The 337-nt window shown below is 63.2% G+C and carries 1 protein-coding gene; it reads right to left on the minus strand.

Annotated elements, in window-relative coordinates; all coding sequences use genetic code 11:
- Positions 1-18: 18 nt before the first annotated feature.
- Positions 19-337 (minus strand): integrase core domain-containing protein (locus tag L979_RS13780; RefSeq protein ID WP_047692828.1); only part of this gene is annotated, 319 nt, incomplete at its 5' end.

The following is a 337-nucleotide window of genomic DNA, read 5'->3' on the forward strand; positions in this document are numbered from 1 at the left end:
TGAATCGCCCCGGGTTTGTTAGAGGCTCGCAAGTGCCGCGTCGGCGGGTGCCGGTGCGGGGTTGTTGTGATGGTAGACGTCCTCGAGCTCGACGGGCGGAATCATGCCGATCTCGCCGTGCAGACGCCGGTGATTGAACCAGTCGATGTATTCCGCGGTCGCGATCTCGAGGTCGTCGATGTTCTTCCAGGGCCCGAGGTTACGGACCAGTTCTGCCTTGAATAGCGAGTTGAAGGCCTCGGCCAGGGCGTTGTCATACGAGTCGCCGGTGGAGCCGACCGAGGCGACCGCGCCGGCCTCAGCAAGACGCTCGGTGTAGCGGATGGCGACGTATTGA

This window comes from Kocuria sp. ZOR0020 (assembly GCF_000800955.1).
Classification (GTDB): Bacteria; Actinomycetota; Actinomycetes; order Actinomycetales; family Micrococcaceae; genus Kocuria; species Kocuria subflava.